7 protein-coding genes and 1 pseudogene are annotated in these 8,208 nt (G+C 58.3%); all 8 read right to left on the reverse strand.

The window, feature by feature from the left end; all coding sequences use genetic code 11:
• Positions 1-188: 188 nt before the first annotated feature.
• A complete protein-coding gene (locus VK792_RS19095) occupies positions 189-2,606 on the reverse strand; it encodes a heavy metal translocating P-type ATPase (protein ID WP_326299487.1) in 2,418 nt (805 codons plus the stop codon).
• A 103-nt stretch (positions 2,607-2,709) separates the two neighbouring features.
• A complete protein-coding gene (locus tag VK792_RS19100) occupies positions 2,710-3,459 on the reverse strand; it encodes a c-type cytochrome (protein WP_326299488.1) in 750 nt (249 codons plus the stop codon).
• Positions 3,460-3,471: 12 nt separating this feature from the next.
• A complete protein-coding gene (locus tag VK792_RS19105; protein WP_326299489.1) occupies positions 3,472-5,139 on the reverse strand; it encodes a cbb3-type cytochrome c oxidase subunit I in 1,668 nt (555 codons plus the stop codon).
• A complete protein-coding gene (locus VK792_RS19110; RefSeq protein ID WP_326299491.1) occupies positions 5,139-5,669 on the reverse strand; it encodes a cupredoxin domain-containing protein in 531 nt (176 codons plus the stop codon). Before VK792_RS19110 ends, VK792_RS19105 begins: the two co-directional genes overlap by 1 nt.
• 10 nt (positions 5,670-5,679) lie before the next feature.
• Positions 5,680-5,859 (reverse strand): hypothetical protein, encoded by a 180-nt coding sequence (locus VK792_RS19115; RefSeq protein WP_326299493.1) that lies wholly within the window; start codon positions 5,857-5,859, stop codon positions 5,680-5,682.
• Positions 5,860-5,898: 39 nt separating this feature from the next.
• Positions 5,899-7,248: an NAD(P)/FAD-dependent oxidoreductase gene (locus VK792_RS19120; protein WP_326299494.1), complete on the reverse strand. Its 1,350-nt coding sequence runs from the start codon at positions 7,246-7,248 to the stop codon at positions 5,899-5,901.
• Between the two features lie 3 nt (positions 7,249-7,251).
• Positions 7,252-7,593, reverse strand: coding sequence for a c-type cytochrome (locus tag VK792_RS19125; protein ID WP_326299495.1), 342 nt, complete (start codon positions 7,591-7,593; stop codon positions 7,252-7,254).
• A gap of 173 nt (positions 7,594-7,766) precedes the next feature.
• A pseudogene (locus tag VK792_RS19130) lies at positions 7,767-8,132 on the reverse strand (integrase core domain-containing protein); the annotation flags it as partial.
• Between the last annotated feature and the right edge of the window lie 76 nt (positions 8,133-8,208).

Here is an 8,208-nt window from a genome sequence, read left to right on the forward strand (position 1 = left end):
TGCTTGCCGCGGTTGATCACATCGCGCAAAGGCGCGCGAAAAGCGCCGGCCCCATGACAGCCTCATCTCACAATTAAGGGCAAAAAATATCGCCAAACGCGCCGTGTCTCAGATTTAGGGGCAACGCGACAATAAGAGTTATGCAACAGTCCCAGTGTCACAGAGTCACCGTGTGCCCTGCACTTTCATTATCGCCCCAGCCTAAGGGCGTTCCCGACCACTATGAAACTGGATGCCGACATGCCGATGGCAGCGAGCCAAGGCGGAATATAGCCAAGGGCGGCCAAAGGGATTGCGGTTAGGTTATAGGTGAGCGCCCAGAACAGGTTCTGACGAATGATGGACGTTGCGCGTTCCGAGAGCGTCATGAGCCGGTTCAACGCGGTCATCTCGCCTGTCAGGATGATGAAATCCGCAGTCTGCCGGGCAAGGTCCGTCGCCTCCGACAACGAGACAGAAACATTCGCCGCCGACAAGACGGGCGCATCGTTCACACCGTCGCCGACCATCATGATGCAGTGGGCTTCGGCCTGACGATCCTTCACCCAGACAAGCTTGTCTTCCGGTTTCAAGCCCCCAAGGGCAACCTCCGCCGGAATGGACACATCCGCTGCCAATCGCGCCACGGTCTCTGGTCTGTCGCCGCTGAGGATTGCGATCTGCCGTCCGGTGTTGCTGATGGCCCGAAGGCTCTCACTCGCACCGGGACGCAAACCGTCCTGCAATTCGAGCACCATTTCCAGCACTCCGTCGCGCGACAGCCCGACCACCGTTGCCCCCTTGGCAAGGCCGGCGTTTACTGCCTCCCGAAAGGAGGCCGGCACTTCTTCGCTGACAAAAGTCAGCGATCCAAGGCGCCACGTCGCGTCCTCATGCTGCAGTTCCAGTCCCTGACCCAAGCGATTGCGCACTGGGCCGATGCTGGGCAGATCCGCTCCGCGCAGCGTTGCCGCGGCGCAGATTGCTTGCGAAATCGGGTGCTCGGACCCTCGCTCCATGGCGGCCGCCAAACCAAGGTGATCCGTGCCGTGCAGCGCGGTCAGGGTCGGGTGGCCCATCGTCAGCGTACCGGTCTTGTCGAACGCGATGGTGTCGATCCGGGTCAGTGCCTCGATCTGCCCCATGTGAATCGGCAGGATGCCGCTGTCCGACATGCGCCCGGCTGCGACAGCAAGAGCCACGGGCGTGGCCAAGGCGAGCGCACAGGGGCAGGTCACGATCAGGACGGCAACGGTGTTTTCCACCGCACGAGACGGGTCGATGAATAACCAAGCCGTCGCCGTCGTCGCTGCGACCAACAGGACCATGGCCACGAACCATGGCGCGATCCGTTCAGCGGCCATCGCGAAGGCGGGCCGTTCCGACATGCCTCGGCGGATCATAGCCTGCATGGCAGCAAGGGTGGAGTCGTCGCGCGACTTCTCGATAATCAGTTGGATCGGCTGGTCAATATTGCAGGCGCCCGAGATGACAAGCTCCCCTGCCTGCCTGGCAACAGGTTCGGATTCACCCGTCATGAGGGCCTCGTCGAAATGGCTTTCGCATCCATCGAGACGCGCATCGACGGGAACGATTTCGCCGGGTGACAACCGAATTCGGTCGCCTGGCGACAGGTGCTGGACGAGAACCCTTTCTTCTCCATCTGCCGTCAGCCGCGTCACCTCCTGCGGCATGATCTTGAGAACGCGGTCCACGGCAGCCCCTGCGCGGCGGCGCGCGGAGAGTTCCCAGATCCGCGCCGACAGGACAAAGAACACAAACATCACGATGCTGTCGAAATATACGTGCCCCGAGGCAGTGATCGTGGACCACACGGACGCAGCCCAGGCGATGCCGAGGCCAAGTACGATAGGCACGTCCATGCCCGCGCGCCGCTGACGCAGATCGCGCAAGGCGCCGGCGAAGAAATCCCGCCCCGAATAGACAAGGACGGCAATCGTCACAGCCAAAACGAACCATCGCCCGACCTTCTGGAACAGAGGAAGGGAGCCGTCGGGCTCTGTCCCAAGCCAATAGGTTGCGATCTGGAAGCCCATGACGGGCATCATCAGAAGCCCGGCAAACAGCAGTCTTTCGACAGAGCGCCGTTTTTCTTCCTCCTGCAAGGCTTCGCGGCGGGTCGCATCGAACGGATGGGCGGTGAAGCCGATCTCGTCCACCGCCGTGAGAATGTCCGAGACCTTGAGCTGGTCAGGGTCCCAGGTCACGTAGGCTTGCCGCGCAGTCTGGTCCATCCGAAGATCAACAAGACCGTCAAGCTTGTGAAGCCGTTGTTCGATCAGCCACATACAGGCTGAACAGGACACGCCTTCCAGAAGGAAGGCGGCACTCCGGCCAGCAGGCCCGTCCTTGACAAAGCTGTTGACGAGCCGGTCGTCGTCAAAGGCGGTCGCGCGCAAGCGCTCGGAGCGGTCCTCGGGCGGTGCGTTGCGGTGCGCATAATAGTCGGTCAGTCCCGCCGCATCAATCTGCGCGGCAACGTCGCGGCAAGCCTCGGAACAAAAGGTCTCGGTATGCCCAAAGACTCTGCCCCATACTGGGTGCAGCGCGGCCTTGGTGCAATGGAAGCACAGAGTGGTCTGGGGCGTGGAGCCATCAGGCGCCATGGCTCACTCGTCGCGGCTCAGATGCCTGACAAAATAGACGAGGAACACCACCAAAGCCGCCATCGAAAGGCCTGTGACCGTGTATGTCCAGATCGGGTCCATGTCAGTTGTTTCCAGCGGTCTGTGCGACCGGTGCTTCGCCCATCTGGGCGTAATACAGCGAAAGTGCTTCGATTTCCTCGTCCGTCAATTCGGCCGAAAGCGTCCGCATCCGTGCATAGACATCGCTGTGCCGGGCGCCATCCCGGTATAGTTGAAGCTGCAGTCGGGTATAGTCGACGTATTGGCCCGTGAGAGACGGATAATTGGGGAAGACGCCTTTGCCGGTTTCACCGTGGCAGGCTGAACAGGGCTGAATCATCCGGTCTGGGTCGCCCAACCAGTGCAGCCCGTCCGCAATGGCGAATTGCTCTTCGGTCAGTTCTACGTTTTGTGCTGCTGGCCGGCTTTGGGCGGCGAAGAACGCCGCCAGGTCGGCGAAATCTTGCTCGGTCAGTTCTTCCACGACGAAACCCATCAATTCACCGCCCTCGGCGACGGACCGTTCCCAATCGTGGTAGTCCACGAGGCTTTTGTAGATATAGCCGCGAACCTGACCCGCAAGGCTCGGCCAGTTCTCACTTTGGCCGATGCCATAGTCACCGTGACACGAAGCGCAAAGCTGTTCGCCATGCACCGACTCACCTCGCGCAGGGTCGGCCGTGGCCAGGAGTTGAAGCGTCTCTTCGGTCCAGGCCACGTTAGAGGATGGACTGGCCAACATCTTCTCCGGGTCCGGTGGTCCTTCTTGCGCAAAGGCGGACAAACCGAAAATGGCCGTGAGAGCAAAGCCGGTGATCACTGTCTGTTTCATCATCGCTATGCCTCAGTATCCGTAAGGGACCGCCAGTGGCGATTCGATAAACAGGAATTGAACGATCGGGTAACCGTAACTGGCCAGCATGTAGGCCAGCATCGCCCAGTTCCAGAAGCTGAGAGAGTTCAGCAGGTTTGGCACCTTGAGCGGCTGGTGGATCGCGGTCGCATAAACCACCTCGGTTGTTTCGGCCTTGCGCGTTGTCATATGCGTTCCGACAAGGATCACGATGAACAGGATTGCGGAGAGTGTCAGAATAACTGACCCGGACAGCATGATCGCTTCATAGGGTGTCCATAGCGCGTTCAGTTCCTCCCCGTAAGGCAGGGTATTGACGCGGCGCGGCTGGCCCTGCAGGCCCAAAACATGCCAGGGACCCGTGGTTACAACCATGCCGATTGCCCAAAGCCAAAGCTGCCAGAGCGCCAGTTTGCGCGAAAACAACGCCCGTCCGGTCATGCGTGGCCAAGCCCAGTAGGCGACGGCAAAATACATGATGACGGATGTGCCACCGAAGATAAGGTGGAAATGACCGGTGACCCATTGCGTATCATGCACGAGTGCGTTCAGCGCATAGGACGCGTTGATAACGCCCCCGAAGCCGCCAAAGGTCAGCATCATCATCGACAAAATCGACGCGAGAACCACGGGATTGCGCCACGGCATCCGGGGGATCCATCCCAGCAGGCCCCTGCCGCCGCGCAACTTCCCCGACAGTTCCAGCGTCGCCATGACCGTGAACCCTGTAATCAGCGTCGGCACGGCCACCATGTAGGTGCCGAACATATGGAGAAGCTTCCAGCCGGCTGCCTGTTGCGGGTCCATGTAGAGGTGATGAAAACCGATCGGCACCGAGAAGATGAAAAGCATCACGAAGGCAATTCGTGCGAATTCGTCTGAGAAAAGCTTTGCTTTCGCTTGCTGGGGCATCAGAGTGTAGAACGCGATGTAAGCCGGGATCAGCCAGAAATAGACGATGGCGTGCAAGGTCCAACTGAACAGGGTGCGGGCAAGCCCTGCTTCGATCCCGTCGACCAGCCCCAGTTTCAGGGGCAGGATTTGTGTCACGATCTCCAGCGTTGCGCCCATTGACGTCCACAGCCAGAGCAGCGCATTGATCGTCGTGCCAAACATCACAAGCGGCACGGCCATGCCCGGGTTCGCGCGCTTCCACCGGCCCATCATCCAGATCATGTCGATGCACCAGAACCACGATCCGATCACCAATCCGGCAACGCCTATATAGAACAGCGTATGCCCCATTTCAGGCGGATAGAACGTATACATAACCGAGGCCTGCCCGGTCAGAAGTGTCCAGGCCGCGAGGGCTGTCCCGATCAGCGCGATCCAAAAGCCGATCCAGGAAAATGCCGATGAAGGCAGTGGCATTTTCAACGAATTTATAGCGGAGTGGTAGCCGTACCCCATGATGAAGAATGTCGTCAGCACATAGGCCATCAAAACGCCATGGGTCGTGACCGACGTGTAGTAAAGCGATGCACTCTCGACGGCGGGGAACAGATCGGAACGCTCGGCCACCTGATATAGGCCCATCGGAATCGCAAGCGCGAAGGCTCCAAAGCCCACCCACATATTCGCCATGCCCAGTCGGTTGGCCTGTTTGGTCATACCGATGGGAGCGCCCGCAACGATGTCGTGATCAGTTACCGAAGTCATCAGGCACCCTCCCCGGGTAAGGTGAACTCATCCGCAGGGACGACATTGAAGAGCCCGAACATGTGGGCATGGGCAGGACCGCAGAATTCATGGCAGACGTAGGGTTGCTCCCCCACCTCCATCAGGGCCGTTTCGATTTCGCTAATGTAGCCGGGAACAACCATCAGATTAAGATTGGTCTGGGGCACGTAGACCCCATGCAAAACGTCGAAAGCCGCAATCCGGAGGCGAAATGTCTCACCTTGTGGCAAGGTTACACGCTGGGGATAGAATCCGTAACGCGCCGCGACGATCCGCACTTCCAGCATCCCGTCATCACCTCGGCGAACACCAATATTGTCTTCCGAGAACTCGTCGCCACCGACACCCTCCGCGAGATGCAGACGCGCGCTGTCGATGCCCTCGACATTCGATGGCGGATGCAGGTTGTCCCGGGCCGCGCCCATGACCATTACAATCCATGTCATCACCACCAGACCGCCAATGATGTAGATCCAGCGCTTTTCCAGCTTGTCGACGTGAAATGCCATGCCAGTCTCCTCAGTTCACGGGGCCGGCGGGCAGGAACAGCCCATACCAGAAATAAAGCCAGGTCAGGGCAAACCAAATCGCGTAGATAGCAAGAACCGCAAAGGTGCCCCGGGGCGAAAAGCCTTCGATTATTCTTTTGGCTTCATCTGTATCGACCCTGAGCGGGTCATTTTCGTAAGGGTCGTCCATATCATTCTGTCCCCGCAGAGTATTGTTGAGCGCCGCCTGTTACTCGAAGACGTCGGCTTCGAAGTTTTCCATCCAGGCCGCCTGATAGAAGGCTTCCATTCGATTGACTTGGTGGGTTGCATTCAACGAAGAAATTCCACCTGCACCTGGCGTCTTGACGATGGTGTTATTCTCACGGTCCAGTCGGTACTGGTCGGCGATCGAAACGCCATATTGGTTGCTGACACGGCTGAAACAGGCGTTTGACCACGTCGGTTCGATCAACGTTTCTCCGGAAAGAAGGCGGGCGATCTGAGCGGCGGCGATCTTGGCTTGCGTATTGGCCGAATACCCGGATTTCGGCATCGCGCCGGCTATAGTCATGTCGCCAATAAGGTGAATGCCGGGATGACGGGTGCTTTCCATCGTTTCGGCGTCGATCGGGCACCAGTCGCCGTCTGTCAGATCCATGTCGAACGCAAATGTGTTCGCACGCTGGGGAGGGATGTAGTTGATCACATCCGCGCGGATCGTCTCGCCCGCCTCGATTGTCAACTCCATGTTGCCAGGATCCATCGAGACGACTCGCCCGCCATTGGAGCCTGAAACCCATTCGATCCGTCCCGGCGTGTCATAGGTCCGAACGTCCGCTGGCATCCCGGACATCTTTTCCATCGGGATATTGAACCCGTAAAGACGGTTCCATCCCAGCATGAAAGGCTGATCCTTGGTGAATTTATCCTTTAGATCGAGGATCAGAACCTTGCCGGTCGGGTTCGCCCACAGAAAATATTCGGCAACCAGAGAGGCACGCTCGTAAGGGCCCGGCGGACAGCGATAGGGATTTGGTGGTGGGACGATCACCATTGTCCCGCCTTCAGGCATCGCTTCTATCTGAGATTTCAGGCGAAGCGTTTGTTCACCGGCCTTATAGGCGTGCGGGATGGGGCCATCTGCGGCCGCCTGATCGTAACCTTCGACGGCATCCATCTTGAAGTCGACCCCGACCGACACGACCGCCCTGTCGTAAGAGAGCACGTCACCACCAGCCAGCGTAAAGGTACGGGCGACCGGATCAGCCGCAATGGCACGGTCATAGATGAAATCAATTCCATACCGATCGCGAAGAGCATCGTGCGTTTCTGTGATATCGTCTATCGAAATGTGGCCTGTAATAACCTCGTTCGACCCCCAGCACCGATAAATCTGCCGGTTTGGTTCGACCACGGTGACATGCAAGTTCGGATTTTCGATCTTGAGGTACTTGGCTGCGGTGCAGCCACCTGTGCCTCCGCCAATGACAACGACCCTCGGGGCTGCACCTGTCTGGGCGCGAACGCCGGACGCCAACCCGGTCATGGCCACATTGGCTGCAAGAATAGAAAGAAAATCGCGTCGATTGGTTTTCATGTGTCAGTTCCCCGGACGGTTTCGGATTGTGCTCCGCGTCACGTCGGGACGCGGCAGCGCAGCAAAATAGTCCGCCATGGCCTTTATTTCCTCGTCGCTGAAAGCCGGTGCAATGCGGTTCATCATCGTAGCCTGGCGTGTCCCGTCCTGATAGGCCTCCATTGCGCGGATGAATTCCTCGTTTGTGAGGCCGGCAAGCGGAGGAATATAGGGCACAGCTGGCACACCCATCGTGCCGTGACACCCCGCGCAGGTGTTGGCCAAGGTTTCTCCCAACAAGGCGTCTTCTGCGGCAACCGGTGTCCCGAACAAAGCAATCAAGGCTCCCAGTAGGGTTCTGCTCATACTTAGCCTCCTGACCGTTCCAACTCGAATTATAGCAAGGAACAGAGGTAAATCAATGGAAGATGGCAAAAATCCACATATGCGACTAAATGCATATGTTGTCCGTCGTCAGGGATTTTGGGACAGATGGCGGCGTGATCTAAGAGAGGGTCTGGCTCATCTGGTTGTTTTGATTATGCGGCGGATTTGCGGTGAAGCAAGCGTCGCGTTTCGATGGTCTTTCGTTTGATCCTTTCTCGTTGTTTCAGAATGGCTTGTCCGCGACCGAAGTAGACATCAGCGGGCGTGAGGTTTTGCAGGCCCTCGTGATAGCGCCGGTGGTTGTAGTGTTCGACGAAGGCGTCGATCTTCTGCCTGAGATCGCCGGGCAGGTAGTAGTTTTCCAATAGGATGCGGTTCTTGAGCGTCTGGTGCCAGCGCTCGATCTTGCCCTGGGTCTGGGGGTGATACGGGGCACCCCGGACATGATCCATCTGCCGATCTTCCAACCAATCGGCCAGTTCGCCCGAGATGTAGCTTGATCCGTTATCGCTGAGCAGGGTATTGTCACATTAACGTCCGGGGACCGCAAAGTTCACCGACGCTTCTGAGATCAGGCTATATTTGCAGCCGCTC

This window comes from Mesobacterium hydrothermale (assembly GCF_035818635.1).
Classification (GTDB): Bacteria; Pseudomonadota; Alphaproteobacteria; order Rhodobacterales; family Rhodobacteraceae; genus Mesobacterium_A; species Mesobacterium_A hydrothermale.